Origin of the sequence: Paracoccus ferrooxidans, from assembly GCF_029909815.1 — a bacterium.
GTDB lineage: Bacteria > Pseudomonadota > Alphaproteobacteria > Rhodobacterales > Rhodobacteraceae > Paracoccus > Paracoccus versutus.
Map to the genome: position 1 here is coordinate 2,243,862 of NZ_CP038198.1, position 19,360 is coordinate 2,263,221.

The window sequence follows — 19,360 nt, forward strand, 5'->3', positions numbered from 1 at the left end:
GCACGCTGGGCAAGATCATGGACGTGTCCGCCGACGGAACGCTTACGCTTTACGATGCCGAAGGCACCGCCTATTCGGCCGAGGAATATAACGCGGCCAATATCGACGGCGGCATCCCGCAGCTGCATAACGACCTGATCCGCCAAGCCGACGACCGCGCCGCACTTGCCAGCCGCGGGGTCCGCAGGGAGGCGTCGGGCAGGATCGTGCCCCTTTGACCGCGGCCTCCGCCGCCGCTGACAAACTCGTGACTGTCACGCCATCGTGACAGAGCGTCGCACCTTTGCGATAAGGACGGACAGGCGCCGAACACAGGCGCAGGGACGAAGGCGCCGGAAAGGCGCGGGCAGAGGGCAGAGATGACATTCCTGGGCAAGATTATGGCAGTGCTGGCGCTGGTCGCGCTGGCCTCCTGCGGGGGGCCCTCGAGCGGGCCGGCGGTGATGGCGGGGCAGGGCAGCGGCCCGCAGTTCGGCGACAGCGCGCCGCATCCCTGGATCGGCGGGCATCCCTATGACCACCCGGTCCACGGCATCGACATCTCGCGCTGGCAGGGCGAGATCGACTGGCGCCGGGTGCGCAGTTCGGGCATCAGCTTCGCCTTCATCAAGGCGACCGAAGGCGGCGACCATGCCGACCCGAACTTCCGCCGCTACTGGCAGGAGGCGGCGCAGGCCCGCATCCCGCGCGGCGCCTATCACTATTTCTATTTCTGCCGCTCGGGCTCGGAACAGGCGGCCTGGTTCATCGCCAACGTGCCCAGGGAACGCGGTGCCATGCCGCCGGTGCTGGACCTGGAATGGACCGCCTCCAAGACCTGCCCGCATCGCCCGGCCAGCCACGAGGTGCTGCGCGAGGCCAAGATCTTCAAGGACATCCTGCACCGGCACTATGGCCAGCGCCCGATCATCTACACGACGGTCGATTTCTACCGCGACAACAACCTCGGCTCCTGGCCCGAGGAGTTCTGGCTGCGCTCGGTCGCGGGCCATCCGCGCATCGTCTATCCCGGCCAGCGCTATACGTTCTGGCAATATACCGGCACCGGCATCGTGCCGGGGATCCGCGGCAACGTGGACCTGAACGTCTTTGCGGGCTCGCCCGCGCAGTGGCGGGCATGGCTGAGCCAGCGCCTGCAATAAGGCGCGGCCTGCTCTGGGCCGAATTCGCGGCGCTCTACCTGGGGGCGCCGCTGGTCATCGCGCTGTTCCTGCCCGGCCACATGCTGTTCGAGGCGCTGGCGGTGTTCAGCCTGGCGGGGCTGGGCCTCTTGTGGCGCACCGGCGGCTTTCACTGGCACAGTCTGGTGCGCGGCTGGAGCCGCTTGCCCTGGCGCGAGATCCTGGCCATCGCGCTGGCCACCCTGCTGACGGGGCTGGCGATCCTGGCGCTCGACCGGCCGAACTCGATCTTCCAGATCGTGCGGCAGCGGCCCGAGTTCCTGCCGGTGATCTGGGTGTTCTACCCGATCCTCTCGGCCCTGCCGCAGGAACTGATCTTTCGCCCGCTGTTCTTCCACCGCTACGCCGCGCTGCTGCCGGCGGGGCAGGGGGCGATCGCGCTGAACGCGGCGGTGTTTTCCTTTGCGCACCTGATGTATTGGTCCTGGGTGGTGGCGGTGCTGACCTTCGTCGGCGGCTGGTTCTTTGCCCGCGCCTATCTGGAGCGCGGCTTCCCCTCGGCCTGGGTCTTGCATGCGGTGGCGGGGAATGTCCTCTTTGCCGTCGGCATGGGCGCCTATTTCTACACCGGCAACGTGGTGAGGCCGTTCTGATTGCTTGACTTCGCCCGCGCGGCGCGGTTCATGCGGGGCCGATACGCAAGGGGAAAAACGATGAGCGCCTATCGCAGCCATACCTGCGGCGAGCTGACCGCCGCTGCCGCCGGGTCCGAAGTCCGTCTGTCCGGCTGGGTCCACCGGGTCCGCGACCATGGCGGGGTGCTGTTCATCGACCTGCGCGACCATTACGGCATCACCCAGGTGATCGCCGACAGCGACTCGCCCGCCTTCCCGGCACTGGAAAAGCTGCGGGCCGAGACGGTGATCCGCATCGACGGCCGCGTCAAGCTGCGCGACCCGAGCCTGATCAACCCCAAGCTGCCCACCGGCGAGATCGAGGTCTATGCCACCGATATGGAGATCCTGGGCGCCGCGGACGACCTGCCGCTGCCGGTCTTCGGCGACCAGGACTATCCCGAGGAGACGCGGCTGGCCTATCGCTTCCTCGACCTGCGCCGCGAAAGCCTGCACAACAACATCATGCTGCGCTCGCGCGTGGTCAAATGGCTGCGCGACGCGATGTGGGACCAGGGCTTCACCGAGTTCCAGACCCCGATCATCACCGCCAGCTCGCCCGAGGGCGCGCGCGACTTCCTGGTGCCCTCGCGCCTGCATCCGGGCAAGTTCTACGCCCTGCCGCAGGCGCCGCAGCAGTTCAAGCAGCTGATCATGGTCGCGGGCTTCGACAAGTATTTCCAGATCGCGCCCTGCTTCCGCGACGAGGATCCGCGCGCCGACCGCTCGCCCACCGATTTCTACCAGCTCGACGTCGAGATGTCCTTCGTCGAGCAGGAGGACGTGTTCCGCGCCGTCCAGCCGGTGATCCAGGGCCTGTTCGAAACCTTCGGCGGCGGCCGCCGGGTCGACGCGACCTGGCCGCGCATCCCCTATGCCGAGGCGATGCTGAAATACGGCTCGGACAAGCCCGACCTGCGCAACCCCATCGAGATGCAGGTGGTCAGCGAGCATTTCCGCGGCTCGGGCTTTGCGATCTTCGCGAAATTGCTGGAGCAGGAGGGCACCGAGGTCCGCGCCATTCCCGCGCCCACCGGCGGCTCGCGCAAGTTCGCCGACCGCATGAACGCATTCGCCCAGCAGCAGGGCCTGCCCGGCATGGGCTATATCTTCTGGCGCAAGGCCGAGGACGGCACGACCGAAGCCGCCGGCCCCATCGCCAAGGCGCTGGGCCCCGAGAAGACCGAGGCGATCCGCACCCAGCTGGGCCTGGGCGAGGGCGACGCGGCCTTCTTCCTGGGCGGCAAGCCCGAGGGTTTCGAGGCCGTCGCCGGCCGCGCGCGCAACGAGATCGGCCGCGAGCTGGGCCTGATCGACGAGAACCAGTTCAAGTTCGCCTGGATCGTCGATTTCCCGATGTATGAAAAGGGCGAGGACGGGCGGATCGACTTCAGCCACAACCCGTTCTCGATGCCGCAGGGGGGCCTGGATGCGCTGGCGGGCGACCCGCTGGCGGTCAAGGGCTATCAATACGACCTGGCCTGCAACGGCTATGAGCTGGTCTCGGGCGCGATCCGCAACCACCGCCCCGAGATCATGTTCCGCGCCTTCGAACTGGCCGGCTATGGCCGGGACGAGGTGGAAAAGCGGTTCGGCGGCATGGTCAAGGCCTTCCGCTATGGCGCGCCCCCGCACGGCGGCTGCGCGGCGGGGATCGACCGCATCGTCATGCTGCTGGCCGACGAGGTGAACATCCGCGAGGTCATCATGTTCCCGATGAACCAGCGCGCCGAAGACCTGATGATGGGCGCCCCCAGCGAGCCGACGAACGAGCAGCTGCGCGAACTGCGCCTGCGCGTGCTGCCGCGCGAGTAAGCTTGGCGGCGCTGCGTCGGCAGTCTGTTGCCGCATCGCCGCATGCTGAAGAAAGCGTGAACTGACCTCGGGCCGAGGCCGTGCCATAACCTGCGCATGGGGGCGATTTCCCCTGCAAGGGATGATTGCATGAGCTTTGGATTTCCCGAACTGGCGGCGATCCGGCTGGGCTTTGGTCTGTCGCCGCTGATGCCGCCGCCCGCCGATGTCGAGGCGGTTCTGGCCGGTCCCGCAAGCGCCGGTCCTGGCCCCGAGGCGATGACCACCGAAAAGGCCAGCGCCCTTGCGACGCGGTTTCGCGATGTCCGCCTTGCCCGGCGCGAGGGGCGGCCCGAGCCGGCCGAGGGGCAGGAGGCCGAGCGCCAGCTTGGCGACCTGCCGGTCGAGGGCCTGCGCCGCCGGGTGATCCGCGCCCTGGACGACCCGATCGGCTTCGGCGAAAGGCTGGTGCAGTTCTGGGCCGACCATTTCACCGTCCGCGCGACGGACAAGATGAACAATGCCCTGGCGCTGGCCTTCGTGGACGAGGCGATCCGCCCGCATGTGAACGGCCGGTTCGAGGACATGTTCTTTGCCGCCGACACCCATCCGATGATGCTGGTCTATCTGGACCAGATCTCCAGCCGCGGGCCGGGCTCGCCTGTCGCGCGGCGCCGCCCGGACCGCAATTTCGGGCTGAACGAGAACCTCGCCCGCGAGGCGCTGGAGCTGCATTCGCTGGGCGTGGGCGCCGGTTATGAGCAAGAGGACGTGCGCGAACTGGCCGAGCTGCTGACCGGGCTCAGCTTTTCGCATCGGTCGGGCTTCGCCTTTCGCCCGCCCTGGGCCGAGCCTGGGGCCGAGACGGTGCTGGGCCGGGCCTATGGCGGCGGCCGGCGCGACGGGCTCGACGCCATCCGCGACGCCTTTCGCGACATCGCCCGCCGGCCCGAGACCGCGCGGCACCTGTCGCGCAAGCTGGCGGTGCATTTCGTCTCGGACGACCCGTCCGAGGATCTGGTCGAGGCCATGGCGGCCACCTGGCGCGACACGGACGGCGACCTGCCGCAGGTCTATCGCGTGCTGGCCAGCCATCCCGACCTGGCCTCCGGCCTGCGGCAGAAGGTGCGCCAGCCCTTCGATTTCTGCGTGGCCGGGCTCAGGGCGCTGGGCATCCGCGGCGAAGGGATCGCCCGGCTGGAGCTGCCCATGTTTCGCCGCATCGCCTGGGGCCCGCTCGAGGCCATGGGCCAGCCCTGGGGCCGGCCCAAGGGCCCCGACGGCTGGCCCGAGACGGCCGATGCCTGGATCGCGGCGCAGACGCTGGCCGCGCGGATCAACTGGTCGCTGCGCATTCCCCGCCTGCTGCTGGACGAATTGCCCGACCCGCGCGAGATGCTGGTCTCGGCCTTCGGCGGCACGCAGTCGGCGGAACTGGCCTGGGCCGTGCCCAAGGCGGAATCGGCGGCCGAGGGCGTGGCGCTGATCCTCGCCTCGGGCGATTTCAACCGGCGATAGGAGGGTAGGCAGATGCTGACACTGGACCGGCGCCTGTTTCTGAAGGGGGCGGCGCTGATCGGCTGCTCGGCTGCGGCGCATCCGTTGATGAGTTCCATGACCTTCGCCGCGCTTCCGGGCGAGAACCGGCTGGTCGTCATCATCCTGCGCGGCGCCATGGACGGGCTCGATGCGATCCAGCCCTATGGCGACCCGATGCTGGCCAAGCTGCGCCGCAACCTTTCGGTCGGGCCGGAAAAAGGCGCGCTGGACCTCGACGGCTTCTATGCGCTGCATCCGCGGCTGGAGCCGCTGTTGCCGCTGTGGCAAAAGGGCGAGCTGGCCTTTGCCCATGCCGTCTCGACCCCCTATCGCGACAAGCGCAGCCATTTCGACGGCCAGGACCTGCTGGAGGCGGGAACCGGCAACGACCTGCCGGTGGACCGGCGGGTGGGCGGCTGGCTGAACCGGCTGTTGCAGGCGACGCCCGGCGCCACGGCCGAGACCGCCTATTCGGTCGGCGTCGAGCAGATGAAGATCCTGACCGGCAAGGCCGCGCATCTCAGTTGGGCGCCGCGGGCCTGGCTGAAGCTGTCGCCGCAGGCGCAGATGCTGCTGGAGCATGTCTATCACGACGACCCGCTGTTTCGCGATGCGGCGCAGGACGCGGTGCAGATCAGCGCCGAGACCTCGGACCTGGGCAAGATGCCGGGCCCGACCGCCGATGCCGAGGCGCTGGCCGCCTTTACCGCCAGCCGGCTGAACGCCGAAAGCCGCATCGCCGCCTTTTCCCTTGCCGGCTGGGACAGCCATGCCAACCAGCCCGTCGTGCTGGGCCGGGGGCTGGACCGGCTGGCGGCGGCGATCCTGAAGCTGCGCGAGGGGCTGGGGCCGAACTGGGGCCGGACCACGGTGCTGGCCATGACCGAATTCGGCCGCACCGTGCGCGAGAACGGCTCGGGCGGGACCGATCACGGCACCGGCGGCGCGCTGTTGATGGCGGGCGGCGCGATCCGGGGCGGGCGCGCCTTTGGCGACTGGCCGGGCCTGGGCGAGGACCAGCTTTACGCCGGCCGCGACCTGATGCCCACGCGCGACATCCGCGCCTATGCCGCCTGGGCCATGCATGGGCTGTTCGGCATCGGGCGCGACAGGCTGGAGCGCGAGATCTTTCCCGGCCTTGACCTTGGCGGCGATCCGGGGATGCTGGCCTGAGCCCTTGCCGGAGCCCTGCCCATGCCCCAGGATCACCCCGACCGCGCGCCCGCGCCTTTTGCCCAGGGCGACGGCCCGCGGCCGACCGGGCCCCTGGTCGCGGGTTTCGTGCCGCCGCCCCCGCCCGGTCCCGACCGGATCGAGGGCCGCCATGTCCTGCTGGAGCGCCTGGACCCCGACCGCCATGCCGAAGGTCTGTTCGCGGCCAACCGGGGCCAGGATTGGGTCTGGGATTACCTGGGCTATGGCCCCTTCGCCGACCTGCCGGCCTATCGCGCCTGGCAGGCCGGGATGGCGGCCAAGGCGGACCCGTATTTCTATGCCCTGCGCGACCGCGCAACCGGCAAGGTGGGCGGGCTGGCCTCGTTCCTGCGCATCGACCCGGCCAATGGGGTGATCGAGATCGGCCATATCGAGATCGCGCCGCCGATGCAGCGCAGCCCGGCCGCGACCGAGGCCATTTCGCTGATGATCGGCTGGGCCTTCGAGGCCGGCTATCGCCGGGTCGAGTGGAAATGCGACGCCCTGAACGCCCCCTCGCGTCGGGCGGCGCTGCGCTATGGCTTTGTCTTCGAGGGCATTTTCCGCCAGCATATGATCTATAAGGGCCGCAACCGCGACACGGCCTGGTATGCGATCATCGACCGCGACTGGCCCGCCCTGGCGCGTGCGCACCAGGCATGGCTCGCGCCCGGCAATTTCGATGCCCAGGGACGCCAGCGGCAAAGCCTGTCGGCGCTGACCGCGGGCTAGGGCCTACGAGATCCGCGCGCTTGCCAGCCGGTCCTGCACCAGCCCGCTGATCCGCGCCAGGTCGGTGGCGAGCGCCCGGCCCTGCGCGTGGTCGCGCGCCAGCGTGGTCGCCGCATCCTCCAGCATCCGGTCATGGGCCGAGCGGGCGACCCCGGCCAGGAAGCGGGCGATATAGTCGATGGCGGCGGTGTCGTCGGCCTGCGCCAGCACGTCGGCGACATGCGCCAGGTCGTTGCGCAGCGCCTCGGGGTCGGCGGCGATCATGTCGTCGGGCAGGGCGCGCAGCCCTTGCGGCCGCGCGTCGGGCGGCAGGGCGGCCAGGATCGCCTCCTGGAACAGCGCCAGGCTTTCGACGGGCTTTGCCAGGAAACCGTCCGCGCCGGCCCGGATCGCCGCCTCGCGCCTGGCCGGATCGCCCGAGATGCCCAGGATCACCGGCACCCGCGGCATCGCGCGGGCGATGGTGGCGATCATGTCGGCGCCGTCGCCGTCGGGCAGGCCCATGTCCACGATCACCGCCCCCGGCCGATAGGTCTGAAGATGCCGCAGGGCCGAGCGGATGCAGTCGGCCCGCCGGATGCGCGCGCCCGAACGCAGGCACAGCAGCCGCACCGCCTCGGAGGCGACGCGCGAATCCTCGACCACCAGCACCGTCAGCCCGGCCAGCGGCCGGTTCGGCAGGGCGGCCCGCCAGGTGGGAAAGTCTTCCGCACCGATGCTTTCCTGTTCCATCTCGCAAAATCCTAACTGGGAATCACCAACTGTCCCAAGGATTGCGCGTTTTCCCTAAGAAGCGGTTAACGGCGGTTTGTTTTCCTTTCCCCGGCTGGGCTCTGGCCTTAGAAGGGCGCAAATGACGGAGGAAGTGATGATCGGACGCCTGAACCATGTCGCCATTGCCGTGCCCGACCTGAAGGCCGCGGCGGCGCAATATGAAAACAGCCTTGGCGCCAAGGTCGGCCCGCCGCAGGACGAACCCGACCACGGCGTCACCGTCGTCTTCATCGAGCTGCCGAACACCAAGATCGAGCTGCTCTATCCCCTGGGCGAGGACAGCCCGATCAAGGGCTTCCTGGAAAAGAACCCCTCGGGCGGCATCCATCACATGTGCTTCGAGGTCGATGACATCCTGGCCGCCCGCGACAAGCTGAAGTCGGAGGGCGCGCGCGTGCTGGGCAATGGCGAGCCCAAGATCGGGGCCCATGGCAAGCCGGTGCTGTTCCTGCATCCCAAGGACTTCAACGGCTGCCTGATCGAGCTGGAGCAGGTCTGATGAGCCTGACCGGGGGCATCGTCCTTTACGCCGTGCTGTGGTTCCTGGTGCTGTTCGTGCTGCTGCCGATCGGCCAGCAAAGCCAGGCCGATGTCGGGCAGGTGACGCCCGGCACCCCCGCCGGCGCCCCGCACGAGCCCAAGCTGAAGAAGAAGGCGCTGTGGGCGACGCTGATCGCCGGGCTGATCTGGGGCGTGATCGCCTATGTCATCATCGCCGGCGTCATCACCCGCGCCGACCTCGAGGCCTGGACGCGCTGAGATGGTAGAGGTGGGTGAACCCCGCCGCCGCCAGCACCGGGACGACCACGTTCAGCACCGGCACCGTCAGAAGCGCCGCGATCAGCACCCCCAGCGCCGTCGCCTGCATGGCCAGGCTGCGGCGCAGGGTGGTCGCCTGCGGCTCGTGCAGGTGGCGCCGCGCCGCCATCTGGAAGAACTCGCGCCCCAGCAGCCAGCCGTTGCCGCCATAAAACAGCAGCGAGGCCAGCGGGCCCAGGAAGGGCGTCAGCGCCAGCGTCACCAGCGTGACCAGGATCACCGCGCCCATGACCGCCAGCGATTCCCACAGCCCGTCCCAGAAATCGACGGGCAGGCCCTTGGCGGCGGGATAATGCGTCTCCTCGACCGCCTCGGCGACGCGCTCGGCGAACAGACCTGAAAAGCCGGCGGCGACCGGGATCATCAGGAAGATGCTCATCAAGGGGAACAGCAGCAGCGAGCCCCAGGACAGCGCGGGCGCCAGCGGCACGGCGCCGATCCAGGGCAGGGTCAGCGTCTCGGGGGCAAAGGCGCGGATCGCCCAGAAGGCGCCGGCCTGCAATACCAGGAACAAGGCCAGCGTCAGCGCCACGCCAAGCGCGACCACGCCGAAGATGCGCGGCCGCAGCAGGTCGCCCCAAGCCAGGATCAGCGCCCGCAGCACCATCACAGGAAGGTGGTCTTGGCCGCGACATCCGGGCGCGGACGCTCGGGCGGGGTCGGGCCGCGCCGGCCGATATGGACCAGCCCGACGATCCGCTCGCCCTCGGCCAGGCCCAGATGGGCGCGGGCGAAATCCACCTCGACCGCCGCGCCGGTCAGCCAGGCGGCGCCGTAGCCCGCCGCCAGCGCCGCGTTCACCAGCTCCAGGCAGACGGCGCCCGCGGACAGGAACTGTTCCCATTCCGGCACCTTGGGGCTTTCGACCGGGGCCGAGACCACCGCCACGATCACCGGCGAGCCAAAGGCCGAGCGGGCCTTTTCCGCCGCCGCCTCGTCCCCGCCCTGGTCCAGCACGTGCCGGGCCAGCACCGGGGCCAGCCGGTCGAGCGTCGCGCGCTCCAGCACGGCAAAGCGCCAGGGCTCCAGCTTGCCGTGGTCGGGCACGCGGGCGGCCAACTCCAGCAGCTCCATCAGCGCCTCGCGCGAGGGGGGCGGGCCGGCCAGCAGTTTCGGCGGGTGAGAGCGGCGGCTGGCCAGGAAGGCCAGGGTGGCGGGATCGGCATATTCCATTCGGTCCTCGTCGGGTTCGCGCATGTCCTGGCCATCAGATAGCCGCGCCGGCCCGCCGGCACCAGCCGGCATTGCCTTTTTCGCCGCGCCCGGCTTGAAAGGGGCATGACCGACCTTAGCCATCTTGCCCGGCCCGGCGCCGAAATCGCGGTGCGCGTCACCCCGCGCGCCTCGCGCAATGCGGTGATCCTGGACGGCGAGGCGATCCGCGTCACCGTCACCGTGGTCCCCGAGGACGGCAAGGCCAATGCCGCGGTGGTCAAGCTGCTGGCCAAGGCGCTGGGGGTGGCCAAGTCGCGGCTGGTGCTGGTCCGCGGGGCCACGGCACGTGACAAGCTGTTCCGCATCGACTAGCCAGACCGCCTGGCTAGCCGCGTTGCAGCCGATAGTTGCCCTCGGGCAGGTTCAGCGCGGCGCGCAGCTCTTCCAGCTGCTCGATGGTCAGGACGATCTGCGCCAGCTCGCCGGTGTCGGGGTCGAATTGCTCGACCACGACGCGGTCGTCGAAGCTGTGGATGACCACATCCTCGTTCAGCGGGCGCGAACCGATCTCGGCCTGTGGCAATTCGTCGATCAGGGTGATGACGGTCGCGTCGAAATCATGCTCGATGGTGAACATCGGGGATCCTTCCCGTTCGGCTTTTCCCGACAATCGCGTGATATTGCGGCCGGGGCAAGTCCGGGGCTTGGCGCGGGGCGGCCGCCGCGGCTAGAGTGGCGCGAACACGGGCAGGCGAGGGCGGCAGATGATGAGGACATGGCAGGCGGTGGCGGCGGTCGTGCTGGTGCTGGCGGGCTGTGTCGCCGCGCCCGTGCCGCAGCCGGGGGTGCCGCAGCCCGGCGGGCCTGACGTCATCATCACGCCCGCTCCGGACACGCCGGCCAATGCCTCGGCCTCGGCGCGCACCTTCGTCTCGGTGGTCAGCCGCATGGAGCCGGCGGTGGAACGCGAATGCCTGCAGCGGCGCACCCAGCCGATCAACTGCGATTTCCAGTTCGTCGTCGACGACCGCGCGGGGCTGGAGCCGAACGCCTTCCAGACCGTCGATCCCAGCGGCCGGCCGATCATCGGCTTCACCCTGTCGCTGATCGGCGAGGCGCGCAATGCCGACGAGCTGGCCTTCGTCATCGGGCACGAGGCGAGCCACCACATCCTGGGCCATATCAGCCGCAAGACCGGCGCCGCGACCGTGGGCGCGGTGATCCTGGGCGGGCTGGCCAGCGCCTATGGCGGTGATCCCGAGGCGATTCGCACCGCGCAGGATTTCGGCGCCCAGTTCGGCGCCCGCTACTATTCGAAGGACTGGGAGCTCGAGGCCGATTACCTGGGCGCGATCATCACCCTGAACGCCGGCTTCGATCCCGAACACGGTGCGCTGTTTTTCGCCCGCATCCCCGATCCGGGTGATAAAATTCTGGGCACCCACCCGTCGCGCAACGCCCGCATGGGCCAGGTTGCGCGGGCCGTGGCCGATTACCGGGCGGGCCGGGTGCGATAGAGCGGCCGCTGCTGCGCTGCTGCATCGACCGCAGACTAGACGGAACAGTTTGTTTTATCGTGCAAAAGCTGAAATTCAGGCGGGCCGCAACCGTAAAAGATCAATTTGCCTGCCGATTCCCCCTCAAACTGAACGGTTCCGCCAGAAATTGCTTTCATAGGCGAGAAATTGCCGATAGTTTCCCGCTTGGGTTGGGTCACGTCCTTATTGCCGGGCGGCTTTGTCTTTTAGGAGCTTTCATGATCGGGGTTATTTTATGGAGCAGTCCAGCCAAGGAGAAGGCCGTGATCTGGTGCGAGGATCATGGCGCCCTGGCCTATCTGCAGGGCAGGGAAAACCTGTTCGTCGAAACGGAATGGCCCGAGGCGGGCGACCTGGTCGAGCTTGAGATCGAAATGCAGGCCGACCTGCGCCATGCCCGCTTCGTCTGCATCGTCGGGGGCAACAAGCGGTCGGAACTGCCCAGCCTGCTGCGGGACATGGGCGAAAAACCCGAACCGGCCCGCCCGGTGCTGCGGGTGATTTCGAACCGCGAAGGCGAGGCGCAAGAGCGGCCGCTGAGACTGGCGGCCGCCCGCTGATTCGTCAGGCGCCGCGCGCCAGCGCGGCGACGCCGGTCCGGGCCTGGTCCGACAGGCCCAGGGGCCGCATCAACTCGGCAAAGGCGTCCAGCTTCTCGGGCGTGCCGGTGATTTCGAAGACAAAGCTCTCCAGGGTCGAATCGACCACGCTGGCGCGGAAGATCTCGGCGATCCGCAGCGCCTCGACCCGCTTGTCGCCCTTGCTCGTGACCTTGAACAGGCCCAGCTCGCGCTCGACGCAGGGGCCCTCGACGGTCAGGTCGTGGACATCATGCACCGGCACGATGCGGCCAAGCTGCGCCTTGATCTGCTCGATCACCGCGGGGGTGCCGCGGGTGACGATGGTGATGCGCGAGCGGTGGCCCAGGTGGTCCACCTCGGCCACGGTCAGGCTGTCGATATTGTAGCCGCGCCCGGAAAACAGGCCGATCACGCGCGCCAGCACGCCCGGCTCGTTCTCGACCAGCACCGCGAGGGTGTGGCTTTCGATGGTCTGGGCGTTGGGGTCGCGCAGGTCATAGGCCGAATGGCTGGATGCGCCCTTCTGGATGTTCAGTGCCGCCATGTTCTTCTCCTAACCTCAGACCAGGGCCGCGCCGGCGCCGGTAATGGCGCCTTCGGTCGATGCCTCGCCCAAGAGCATCTCGTTATGCGGCTTGCCCGAGGGGATCATCGGGAAGCAGTTCTCGTGCTTTTCGACCAGCACGTCCAGGATGAACGGGCCGTCATAGTCGATCATCTCCTGGATCGCCGCGTCCAGGTCGGCCGGGTCCGAAACCGTGCGCCCGCCGCAGCCAAAGGCCTCGGCCAGCTTGACGAAATCGGGCAGGCTTTCCGACCAGCTCTGGCTGTAGCGCTCGCCATGCAGCAATTGCTGCCATTGCCGGACCATGCCCAGGCGCTCGTTGTTTAGGATGAACTGCTTGACCGGCGCGCGGAACTGCACGGCGGTCGCCATTTCCTGCATGTTCATCAGCCAGGACGCCTCGCCGGCGACGTTGACCACCAGCGCCTCGGGATGGGCGACCTGCACCCCGATCGAGGCGGGCAGGCCATAGCCCATCGTCCCCAGCCCGCCCGAGGTCATCCAGTGGTTCGGATCCTCGAAATGCAGGAACTGTGCCGCCCACATCTGATGCTGGCCGACCTCGGTGGTGAAATAGGGCTTGCGCGCGGCGGTCAGCGCCTGCAGGCGCTGCAAGGCGTGCTGCGGCTTGATGACCTTGTCCGAGTTGCGATAGGCAAGGCAGTTGCGCGCCTTCCACTGCTCGATCTGCGCCCACCATGCCCGCAGCGCCTCGGGATTGGTCTTGCGGCCGCGGGCCTTCCAGACCTTCAGCATGTCTTCCAGCACATGGCCGACATCGCCGACGATGGGCAGGTCGACATGGATCACCTTGTTGATCGAGCTGGGGTCGATGTCGATCTGCGCCTTGACCGAGCCGGGGCTGAAATCCGCGACCCGCCCGGTGATGCGGTCGTCGAAGCGCGCCCCCACCGCGATCATCAGGTCGCAATCGTGCATGGCCATGTTGGCCTCGTAAAGGCCATGCATGCCCAGCATGCCGATCCATTTCGACCCCGAGGCCGGATAGGCCCCCAGCCCCATCAGCGTCGAGGTGACGGGAAAGCCCGTCGCATCCGCCAGCTCGCGCAGCAGCTGGCTGGCGCCGGGGCCCGAGTTGATGACGCCGCCGCCGGTATAGAAGATCGGCCGCTCGGCCGTCTCCATCAGCTCGACCAGCCGGGTGATGGTGGCCAGGTCGCCCTTCTTCGCCGGCTGGTAGCTGGGCGTCTCGATCTGCTTGGGCCCGACATATTCGCCGGTGGCGAATTGCACGTCCTTGGGAATGTCGATCAGCACCGGCCCCGGACGGCCCGAGGTGGCGATGTGGAAGGCCTTGTGGATCGTCGCCGCCAGCTCGTCCGTCTCTTTCACCAGCCAGTTGTGCTTGGTGCAGGGGCGGGTGATGCCGATGGTGTCGGCCTCCTGGAAGCCGTCGGTGCCGATCAGGAAGGTCGGAACCTGCCCGGTCAGCACGACGATGGGGATCGAATCCATCAGCGCGTCGGTCAGCCCGGTGACGGCATTGGTCGCGCCGGGACCGGACGTGACCAGCACCACCCCCGGCTTGCCGGTCGAGCGGGCATAGCCCTCGGCCATGTGGACGGCGCCCTGTTCGTGGCGGACCAGGATGTGCTTGATGTCGTTTTGCTGGAAAATCTCGTCATAGATGGGAAGTACCGCCCCGCCCGGATAGCCGAATACCGTATCGACGCCCTGATCGCGCAGAGCCTCGATAACCATCCTTGCACCCGTCATCTGTCGGGACATGCCCATTCTCCATCTCTGAACAAAAACGCGGCGGGGACAGCCGCCCCGCTGCGACGCGGAAAACTATGGGTGCGGCGAGGCGCGGTCAATGGCGATTATCCAAGAAAATGACCCGCTGCCGCAAATTCTTGAAATATTCTTACCAAGACGCCGGCTTTTCGGTAATCATTTCCGGTTCGAGGGCAGGTTGATCCGCGCCACCTGCTCGACGATGGGGTCGATGGACAGGGGGTGGATGTCCGACGTGTGCTGCGCCGGGTCGCCGATCGGCTGCCAGACGCCGCCCTTGTAGATCTCCAGCGCCGAGAATTTCGCCTTGTAGTCCATCTTGCGGCTGCCGGGCACCCAATAGCCCAGGTAGACGAAGGGCAGGCCGGCGCTGCGCGCCAGATCGATATGGTCCAGGATGATATGCGTGCCCAGGCTCGCGCTTTCCAGCGCCGGGTCATAGAAGCTGTAGACCAGGCTCAGCCCGTCATCCAGCACGTCGGTCAGGCAGACCGCGACCAGCCGGTCGCTGCCGGGCGGCGGCGGGATCTCGCTGCTGTCGCCCTGGTGCGTGCGATATTCGATGACGCGGGTGCGCACCGGCGTCTCCTCGATCATCGCGGCGAATTCGAAGATGTCCATGTCGGCCATGCCGCCGTCGGCATGGCGTTCGTCCAGATAGGCGCGGAACAGTTCATACTGCTCCTCGGTCGCCCAGGCGCTGGTGGCAAGGCGGCGCAGATGCCCGTTCCTGCGCGCGATCCGGCGCTGCGTGCGCGAGGGCTGGAACTCGGACACCCGGATGCGCGCCGACATGCAGGCCACGCAGCTTTCGCAGCTGGGCCGGTAAAGCACGTTCTGCGAGCGGCGGAAGCCCTGGCGCGACAGGGCGTTGTTCAGCTCGTTGGCCGAATCGCCGGTCAGTGCGGTGAACAGCTTGCGTTCGGCCCGGCCGTGCAGATAGGGGCAGGGCTGCGGCGCCGTCACATAGAATTGCGGCGCATGAGGCAGGCTGTGCCGCATCAGCCGCGCCCCCGGCGTCTGGGGCACGCCGCGCCTGGCGGCGCATGCTGCGGTCGGGTCACTTTCATCTCGGCGCGCATTGGCGGCGGTCGGGGCTGCGTTGTGGATTGCTCTTGGGCCGAGCCTAGCAACAGTTGCACCCCGCGCCAAGCAGGGAAAACCGCAAGAATTGAACCTCTCGGTCCATTCGCACGGCATTGACGCGGCGCCGGCTGCGGCTAGGCTGCGGCCATGGATTTCGCCGCCCGCATCACCCGCCTGCCCATCCCCGCTGACCCTGCCCGCGGCCTTTCCGCGCTGCAAGCGACCGGGATCGCCGATCCCCGGCTGGGCGATCTGATCCGCGGCACCGCCGGTTGCAGCCCCTACCTGGCCGGGCTGATCGAGCGCGAGGCCGACTGGCTGCCCGGCGCGCTGGCGCACGGGGATGTCGTCGCCCGCGAGACGGCGGGGTTCGAGACGCTTTCCGCCGATGCCCTCGGCCCGGCGCTGCGCCGCGCCAAGCGGCGGGTGGCGCTGTGGACGGCGCTGGCCGACCTGGGCGGCGTCTGGCCGCTGGAACGGGTGACGGGCGCGCTGACCGACCTGGCCGACCGCGCCACGGACCTGGCCCTGCGCGCCCATGTCGCGGCCGAGCAGGCGCGCGGCAAGCTGCCCCCGACCGGGGCCGAGGCCGGCGGCATCGTCGCGCTCGCCATGGGCAAGATGGGCGCGGCAGAGCTGAACTACTCCTCGGACATCGACCTGATCGTGCTTTACGACGACGGCGCCTATGATCCCGACGACCAGTATGAGGCCCGCGCCGCCCTGATCCGCGCCACCCGCAAGGCGGCGGCGACGATCTCGGACAACACCGACCAGGGCTATGTCTTCCGCACCGACCTGCGACTGCGGCCCGATGCGGCGGTGACGCCGGTCTGCATCTCGATCTCGGCGGCGCTGGCCTATTACGAGGCCGAGGGCCGCACCTGGGAACGCAGCGCCTATATCAAGGCGCGGCCCTGCGGCGGCGACCTGGCGGCGGGCGCGCGCTTCCTGCGCGAGCTGCGCCCCTTCGTCTGGCGGCGGCACCTGGATTTCGCCGCCATCCAGGACGCCCACGACATGCGGCTGCGCATCCGCGACCACAAGGGGCTGCACGGCCGCATCGAGGTGCCGGGCCACAACATGAAGCTGGGCCAGGGCGGCATCCGCGAGATCGAGTTCTTCACCCAGACCCGCCAGCTGATCGCCGGCGGCCGCGACCCCGACCTGCGCCTGCGCGGCACGGTCGAGGGGCTGGCGCGGCTGGCCGAAAAGGGCTGGGTGCCGCCCGAGGTGGCCCAGGAGCTGACCGCGCATTACCGCGAGCATCGCGAGATCGAGCATCGCATCCAGATGGTGAACGACGCACAGACCCATTCGCTGCCCGCCTCGGCCGAGGGGCTGGACACCATCGCCCGCATGATGGGCGAAGGCGACACCGCCGCCTGGTCGGCGCGCCTGGCCACCCGCCTGGCGCGGGTCGAGGCGCTGACCGGCGATTTCTTCGCCCCCGGCGAGCAGCGGGCCCGCCCGGCGCTGTCCCCCGAGGCCGAGGCGATGGTGGAGCGCTGGCGCAGCTATCCCGCGCTGCGCTCGGCCCGCGGGCGCGAGGTCTTTGCCCGGATCGAGCCGGACCTGCTGACCCGGCTGACCGCCGCCGCCCATGCCGAAGAGGCGCTGGCGCGGTTCGACGCCTTCCTGGCCGGGCTGCCGGCCGGGGTGCAGCTCTTCTCGCTCTTCGAGGCCAATCCGCAGCTGATCGAGTTGATCGCCGACATCTGCGGCACGGCGCCGGGGCTGGCGGCCTATCTGGCCCGCCACCCCGAGGTGCTGGACGGGGTGCTGGCCGGCAGCTTCTTTGCGGCCTGGCCCGGCGCCGCCGCCTTGCGCCGCCAGCTGGACCAGGTGCTGGATGCGGCGCTGGCCGCGCCCGGCGGCGGCTACGAACAGGCGCTGGACGCCGCGCGGCGCTGGGCGCATGAGGGGCAGTTCCGCATCGGCGTGCATCACCTGCGCAGCCTGATCGGCGCCGAGGAGGCGGGCGGGCAATATGCCGATGTCGCCGATGCCGCGGTCGCCGCGCTGTTCCCGGTCGTCGCGGCCGAATTCGCCCGCCGCCACGGGCCGCCGCCGGGCCGGGGGGCGGTGGTGCTGGGCATGGGCTCGCTGGGCGCCCGACAGCTGAACGCCTCGTCGGACCTGGACCTGATCGTGATCTACGACGCCGCCGGGCAAGAGGCGTCCGAGGGGCCGAAACCCCTGGCGACGCGGGCCTATTACGCGCGGCTGACCCAGGCGGTGATCACCGCGCTCTCGGCGCCGACCTCGGCCGGGCGGCTTTACGAGGTGGACATGCGGCTGCGCCCCTCGGGGCGGCAGGGGCCGGTGGCGACCTCGGTGCAGAGCTTTCGCGACTACCAGATGACCGAGGCCTGGACCTGGGAGCATCTGGCGCTGACCCGCGCCCGCGTGATCGGCACCTGCGGCACCGATGCCGCCGCGCTGGCCGAGGAGGTCGAGGCGCTGCGGGTCGAGGTGCTGCAAACCCGCGGCACGGACCCGCGGGTGATGCCGGATCTGGCCGGGATGCGGGCCCGCATCTTCGCCGCCAAGGCCCCGGATGGCGCCTGGGAGGCCAAGATCGGCCGTGGCCGGTTGCAGGACATCGAGCTGCTGGCGCAATGTTTCGCGCTGCGGGCCGGTTCGGCCGCGCGGGCGGTGCAGGCGCAGTTGCGCACCGGCCCGCGGATCGGGCTGGTCGGGCGCGAGGATGGCGAAAGGCTGGCCTCGGCCCGGCGCTTCCTGTGGAGCCTGCAATGCGCCGGCCGGCTGTTGACCGAAAAGCCCTTGGACATGGACAACCTGGGCAAGGGCGGGCAGGCCTTCCTGCTGCGCGAGACCGGCACGGCCTCGCTGGAGGAGCTGGCCGAGCGGCTGGCCGCGACGATCGAGACCGCCGGCGCGATCATCGACGGCGTCCTGGCCGGGGTCGAGGCGCAGGCCGGATAGGCGCCGGCGGCCCGATGGGCCGAGCCCGGCAGGAAGCCCGCGGCAGGTCCGCCACCTGCGCCGCCCGCCCCGCTCGGCCGTGCCTGCCCCCGAGGGCGGGCGACAGGCATCGCCGCAGTCGGCAGGGCGTTCATGTCGCCCGCTCGTTCCTGCCCGCGGGCGCGCGCGACATGCATCACGCCAAAAGGATTTCTGGAAACTCATGCAATCGTTCCTGCCCGGGCGCGCCACATGCATCTGCTCCGACGGCCTCTGATGGCCATCGGACCCGCTGTTCCTGCCCGCCGGGGCGTGCGCCGGGCATCGCTTCGCGCGGCGCGTGCGAGAACCGAGCGGCAGAGGTGCCCGGCCCTGCCGATCTTTCCATGCACCAAGAAGCCGTGGCAAGGTTCGCTGCCAGTGCCGCAGCCGACACCGGCTTCGCCGTTCCTGCCCGCCAAGGCCCGCCACGGGTCTCGCTTGGCAGGCTGCTGAAAAAGGATTTTGAGAGGGCGACGCAGCGGAAATCGTTCTGGAGCCAGCTGATATCGGCCCGAAAATGGGGTGTTTTCGGCAAATTTGAGGCGGATTTCCTGGCTCCCCGCCCGCGCTGTCCTGTCGCAAGGACTTTTTCAGCAGCCTGTTAGAGCTCCGCAAGCGAAAACAGAGCGGGAGAAGTGTCTGGCCCCAGCCGGTCCTGTCCAGGGAGTGGACTTATAATTCCGCACCACAGTCTTGCGGCTGCGATTGTGACGGCTGCGAGGAATCCCTTGGCGAGTTTGTCGTAGCGCGTTGCCCCGTCTTGGCCCATCGGTTGGAAGCGGTCGTATATGGACCGTAGCGCTTGGGAAGGTCGCGCCAGGGCCGGCCCTGTCCGCAGGATGGAGAAGATCCCGTTCAGGACGCGCCGGTCGTTCGTCCGCGCAAGGCCACGAGGCTTGTCAGGAAGAAGCGGTGCAATCCGCGCCCATTCCCGGTCCCTCAGCGCGAGAGGTGCCATTCAAGCTCCGCAAGGCGCTCGAAGCACGAACCGTTCCCAAACGGCAGCCCGCCTGTGAGTACAGAACCTAGCGCCCCGAAGCGGCGGCAGTCTCCTCTATCT

21 protein-coding genes are annotated in these 19,360 nt (G+C 69.0%); 13 read left to right on the forward strand and 8 right to left on the reverse strand.

Annotated features, from left to right (window positions below):
- The first annotated feature begins 23 nt into the window (after positions 1–23).
- The 7 genes from E3U26_RS11265 to E3U26_RS11295 all read left to right on the forward strand — a co-directional run bounded on the left by E3U26_RS11265 (position 24) and on the right by E3U26_RS11295 (position 7,054).
- Complete coding sequence (locus E3U26_RS11265; RefSeq protein ID WP_499104868.1) at positions 24–218, forward strand: hypothetical protein; 195 nt, start codon at positions 24–26, stop codon at positions 216–218.
- Between the two features lie 141 nt (positions 219–359).
- Entirely contained in the window at positions 360–1,142 is a 783-nt protein-coding gene (locus tag E3U26_RS11270; protein ID WP_072460937.1) for a glycoside hydrolase family 25 protein, read from the forward strand.
- Positions 1,118–1,774, forward strand: coding sequence for a CPBP family glutamic-type intramembrane protease (locus E3U26_RS11275; RefSeq protein WP_214273208.1), 657 nt, complete (start codon positions 1,118–1,120; stop codon positions 1,772–1,774). The genes E3U26_RS11270 and E3U26_RS11275 overlap by 25 nt, the downstream gene beginning before the upstream one ends.
- 60 nt (positions 1,775–1,834) lie before the next feature.
- Positions 1,835–3,610, forward strand: coding sequence for an aspartate--tRNA ligase family protein (aspS, locus tag E3U26_RS11280; RefSeq protein WP_499104869.1), 1,776 nt, complete (start codon positions 1,835–1,837; stop codon positions 3,608–3,610).
- A 129-nt stretch (positions 3,611–3,739) separates the two neighbouring features.
- Positions 3,740–5,107 carry a DUF1800 domain-containing protein gene (locus E3U26_RS11285; RefSeq protein WP_499104871.1) on the forward strand — a complete coding sequence of 456 codons (1,368 nt, stop codon included), beginning with the start codon at positions 3,740–3,742 and terminating at the stop codon, positions 5,105–5,107.
- A gap of 12 nt (positions 5,108–5,119) precedes the next feature.
- Positions 5,120–6,301 (forward strand): DUF1501 domain-containing protein, encoded by a 1,182-nt coding sequence (locus E3U26_RS11290; RefSeq protein ID WP_499104872.1) that lies wholly within the window; start codon positions 5,120–5,122, stop codon positions 6,299–6,301.
- A 21-nt stretch (positions 6,302–6,322) separates the two neighbouring features.
- The gene (locus E3U26_RS11295; protein ID WP_499104873.1) at positions 6,323–7,054 is read left to right on the forward strand and encodes a GNAT family N-acetyltransferase; all 732 of its coding nucleotides are present in this window, start codon (positions 6,323–6,325) and stop codon (positions 7,052–7,054) included.
- A gap of 3 nt (positions 7,055–7,057) precedes the next feature.
- Here the strand turns inward: E3U26_RS11295 and E3U26_RS11300 are convergent, their stop codons facing one another.
- On the reverse strand, positions 7,058–7,786 hold the full coding sequence (locus E3U26_RS11300; RefSeq protein ID WP_114534847.1) for a response regulator: 729 nt from the start codon (positions 7,784–7,786) through the stop codon (positions 7,058–7,060).
- 136 nt (positions 7,787–7,922) lie between these two features.
- On the opposite strand from E3U26_RS11300, the gene mce reads away from it, so the two are divergent.
- Together mce and E3U26_RS11310 are read left to right on the forward strand one after the other, a co-directional pair.
- Complete coding sequence (gene mce / locus E3U26_RS11305) at positions 7,923–8,327, forward strand: methylmalonyl-CoA epimerase (RefSeq protein WP_036751424.1); 405 nt, start codon at positions 7,923–7,925, stop codon at positions 8,325–8,327.
- Positions 8,327–8,587, forward strand: a complete 261-nt coding sequence (locus tag E3U26_RS11310) for a DUF1467 family protein (protein WP_036751289.1) — start codon at positions 8,327–8,329, stop codon at positions 8,585–8,587. Before mce ends, E3U26_RS11310 begins: the two co-directional genes overlap by 1 nt.
- Here the strand turns inward: E3U26_RS11310 and E3U26_RS11315 are convergent.
- The gene (locus tag E3U26_RS11315) at positions 8,553–9,254 is read right to left on the reverse strand and encodes an EI24 domain-containing protein (RefSeq protein WP_499105795.1); all 702 of its coding nucleotides are present in this window, start codon (positions 9,252–9,254) and stop codon (positions 8,553–8,555) included. The genes E3U26_RS11310 and E3U26_RS11315 overlap by 35 nt on opposite strands.
- The gene (locus E3U26_RS11320) at positions 9,254–9,820 is read right to left on the reverse strand and encodes a nitroreductase family protein (RefSeq protein ID WP_214273682.1); all 567 of its coding nucleotides are present in this window, start codon (positions 9,818–9,820) and stop codon (positions 9,254–9,256) included. Before E3U26_RS11320 ends, E3U26_RS11315 begins: the two co-directional genes overlap by 1 nt.
- A gap of 105 nt (positions 9,821–9,925) precedes the next feature.
- Between E3U26_RS11320 and E3U26_RS11325 the strand changes: the two genes are divergently transcribed.
- Positions 9,926–10,174 carry a DUF167 domain-containing protein gene (locus tag E3U26_RS11325; RefSeq protein ID WP_024843098.1) on the forward strand — a complete coding sequence of 83 codons (249 nt, stop codon included), beginning with the start codon at positions 9,926–9,928 and terminating at the stop codon, positions 10,172–10,174.
- Positions 10,175–10,187: 13 nt separating this feature from the next.
- Here E3U26_RS11325 and E3U26_RS11330 read toward each other — a convergent pair whose 3' ends face one another.
- On the reverse strand, positions 10,188–10,439 hold the full coding sequence (locus tag E3U26_RS11330; protein WP_036751286.1) for a DUF8831 family protein: 252 nt from the start codon (positions 10,437–10,439) through the stop codon (positions 10,188–10,190).
- Between the two features lie 127 nt (positions 10,440–10,566).
- On the opposite strand from E3U26_RS11330, the gene E3U26_RS11335 reads away from it, so the two are divergent.
- Positions 10,567–11,319, forward strand: a complete 753-nt coding sequence (locus tag E3U26_RS11335; RefSeq protein ID WP_214273205.1) for a M48 family metalloprotease — start codon at positions 10,567–10,569, stop codon at positions 11,317–11,319.
- Between the two features lie 239 nt (positions 11,320–11,558).
- Positions 11,559–11,900: a hypothetical protein gene (locus tag E3U26_RS11340; RefSeq protein WP_499104875.1), complete on the forward strand. Its 342-nt coding sequence runs from the start codon at positions 11,559–11,561 to the stop codon at positions 11,898–11,900.
- Between the two features lie 4 nt (positions 11,901–11,904).
- On the opposite strand, the gene ilvN is transcribed toward E3U26_RS11340, so the two are convergent.
- From ilvN to E3U26_RS11355, 3 genes are all read right to left on the reverse strand, one after another.
- Positions 11,905–12,465, reverse strand: coding sequence for an acetolactate synthase small subunit (gene ilvN / locus E3U26_RS11345; protein ID WP_028712010.1), 561 nt, complete (start codon positions 12,463–12,465; stop codon positions 11,905–11,907).
- Positions 12,466–12,480: 15 nt separating this feature from the next.
- The gene (locus tag E3U26_RS11350; RefSeq protein ID WP_114534867.1) at positions 12,481–14,235 is read right to left on the reverse strand and encodes an acetolactate synthase 3 large subunit; all 1,755 of its coding nucleotides are present in this window, start codon (positions 14,233–14,235) and stop codon (positions 12,481–12,483) included.
- A 165-nt stretch (positions 14,236–14,400) separates the two neighbouring features.
- Positions 14,401–15,246 (reverse strand): arginyltransferase, encoded by an 846-nt coding sequence (locus E3U26_RS11355; RefSeq protein WP_072460929.1) that lies wholly within the window; start codon positions 15,244–15,246, stop codon positions 14,401–14,403.
- A 231-nt stretch (positions 15,247–15,477) separates the two neighbouring features.
- Here E3U26_RS11355 and E3U26_RS11360 point away from each other — a divergent pair, with 231 nt between their 5' ends.
- Positions 15,478–18,279, forward strand: coding sequence for a GlnE family protein (locus E3U26_RS11360; RefSeq protein WP_499104876.1), 2,802 nt, complete (start codon positions 15,478–15,480; stop codon positions 18,277–18,279).
- A 622-nt stretch (positions 18,280–18,901) separates the two neighbouring features.
- Here the strand turns inward: E3U26_RS11360 and E3U26_RS11365 are convergent.
- Positions 18,902–19,258: a transposase gene (locus tag E3U26_RS11365; protein WP_499104877.1), complete on the reverse strand. Its 357-nt coding sequence runs from the start codon at positions 19,256–19,258 to the stop codon at positions 18,902–18,904.
- Positions 19,259–19,360: the final 102 nt, after the last annotated feature.